Consider the following 2,326-nt stretch of genomic DNA (forward strand, 5'->3'; position numbering starts at 1 on the left):
GCCACCCACCTGCCAATCGATGTCCCGGTCTCTCAGCTCTTCGCGCTTCTCGACACCGGTGTAACCGGCATCCAGATACACGGTTTTCTCTTCGCCGTGCAGCACTTCGGCGGTCTGCGTCACGTCGGCGACGTTCGCCGACGTTCCCACCACCGGTTGAACCCGCCCGCTCTCGGCATCGACCCCGAGGTGCGCCTTCATGCCGAAGTGCCACTGGTTGCCCTTCTTCGTCTGGTGCCTCTCCGGATCGCGGGCCTTCGCTTCGTTCTTCACCGACGGCGGTGCGGCAAGGATCGTCGCGTCGGTAATCGTTCCCTCGCGCATCATCAGTCCCTTGGCCGTCAGTGGCGCCTTGATCGCCGCGAAGATGCCCTTCGACAGTGCCTTCTCTTCCAGCAAGTGGCGAAACGGCAGCAGCGTCGTCGCATCCGGCACCGCCTCTCGCGACAGATCAATCCGCACGAATCCCCGCAACGCCTGGCTGTCGGTGATCGCATCCTCCACCCCCTCGTCCGACAGGCCGTACCATTGCTGGATCAGGTACACCCGCAGCATCCCTTCAGCCCGATCGGCGGCCGGCCGCGCTTCCCTTTCGGGTAGTGCGGTTCGATGATCGCCAGCACATCTTGCCAGGGGATAACCCGTTCCATGTCGGCAAGAAAGCGCTCTCGTCTGGTGACCCGCCTCTTCGCGGCAAACTCGGCTTCCGAAAAACTGATCTGCTTCACTGGCACAATCCCCTCCCCAACAACGTGCACATCATACCAAGGGCATCGTTCGCCGGGATGATTAAATCAGTGCTTCCTTAAGTTGGGCAGTTGTTCTAGAAATTTAAGCAAGCTGCGACGCCTTCAATCTTTTCCTTACATTCTGATAAGATTTCTCGTGCAACCTTCTCGCTCAGTCCATTATCGACATTGCGTTGAAGTACAAATTGCCAGTCTGGCACGTCTAAGTACTCTAATTTGGTTTGCTGATTGACGCCACCAATCTTGGCATACGTTCGACATTCCTTCTTCTTGTCGCCTACGGAGTATGCAAACTGAAATATTTTGTCTCTTGCATCGTACAATACACGTATGCGCTCCTTACCTCTAACGAACTCCCGCCAACAATCACCGTTGGTTGGTTTTGTGATTTTCAGCACAAAACCAAGTGGAGCAAACCTATCGTGAACCATGGTAGATACTGCGGTATGCAGATCGCGAATCCGGCGGGCTGTTTTGCGTCTTATCGGGATTATGTAGACTAGTGTCCGATAAATTACCCAGGCAGCAACAGCTAATACCGCGGCTACAAGTACATAAGTTTCCAGCATGTTAACTCCTCGGCAGAGCAGGGGGAGTAACCAATCACCCCCCCACTGAAATGGCGGGCAAAGGCGGCATCGGTAGTTCTTAGCGGCCGGCCTGAAGGGCGGCGGTGAGGTAATCCCAAGCGGACGCTTTCCTTGCGCGACAAGTATCGATGATGTTGGCGAGCAGCGCAAACGCTCGAGTTCCTTGCTCGCTGCGGGTACCGAAGCTCAGGCGACGGGCGATGACCCAGTGGCGCAACAGACGCTCGGCCGCATGGTTGGTGAGCGGCAGGCTGGGGTCGAGTAGCGGCCGGATGATCGCTTCCCAATCGTTGAGCATCTCGCGGCAGAATTCGCCGAGATTGACGAAGGGACTGTGTGGGTGGCGTTCGCACAAGGCCTTGAGTTGGGCGAGGGCGGGCGCCTGGCGCTCGGCCCAGTCGTCGAAAGGGCCATCGCGGGCAGCCTGGGTCGCCTGTATCAGGCCACCCATGAGGTCGAGGCGTGGCTGCCCGACCTGACGGGTGTGCCGGCAAGTGGCTTCGGTCAGCCCGCGGGCCTTGCGCAGGAGAGGCGCCAGGCAGCGAATGCGGTTGAGGTATGAACGGTAAACGGCGTAGCCGTCGCTCATCAGGCAGCCAGCAAAACCGCCCTGCAGGGCATTGATGAAGATCTCGGCGCTGCGTGCGCCGACGAAATAGACCACCGTCGTCACGGCGTTGAACCCCCACAGCCAGAGCAACCGACCACTTTCTCGCCACGGCGTCTCGTCCAGGTGCAGCAGGCCGGCGCGCTCGATCTCCTCCAGCAGCAGGTCTTCGACCGGCGCGACCTGGTCGGCGCTTTGCCGTAGGGTCTGGTCGATGAGTCCGGCGGACAGTTGCCGTCCGAGCAACTCACAGAGGAGCTCTTGAACCTTGGCGCGCGAGAGCCGATAGCGCAGGCAGAGCATGACGATCAGCCCAGCCAGGCGCGGCCCGAGCATCTGCTGGGCATCCCCCCGTGCGCCTGGCCATTCGGGCAGGAGCA

2 protein-coding genes and 1 pseudogene are annotated in these 2,326 nt (G+C 59.7%); all 3 read right to left on the minus strand.

The window, feature by feature from the left end; translation table 11 throughout:
* A pseudogene (locus JNK99_RS05160) lies at positions 1 to 728 on the minus strand (IS5 family transposase); the annotation flags it as partial.
* Between the two features lie 95 nt (positions 729 to 823).
* Positions 824 to 1,318, minus strand: coding sequence for a hypothetical protein (locus JNK99_RS05165; protein ID WP_291849602.1), 495 nt, complete (start codon positions 1,316 to 1,318; stop codon positions 824 to 826).
* Positions 1,319 to 1,397: 79 nt separating this feature from the next.
* Positions 1,398 to 2,326 (minus strand): IS66 family transposase (locus JNK99_RS05170; RefSeq protein ID WP_291849605.1); only part of this gene is annotated, 929 nt, incomplete at its 5' end.

The organism is Accumulibacter sp. (assembly GCF_016789985.1).
Classification (GTDB): Bacteria; Pseudomonadota; Gammaproteobacteria; order Burkholderiales; family Rhodocyclaceae; genus Accumulibacter.

Excerpts from the sequence above, each read along its gene's own strand:
- JNK99_RS05165 (WP_291849602.1), bottom strand. The coding sequence starts at position 1,318 with ATGCTGGAAACTTATGTACTTGTAGCCGCGGTATTAGCTGTTGCTGCC.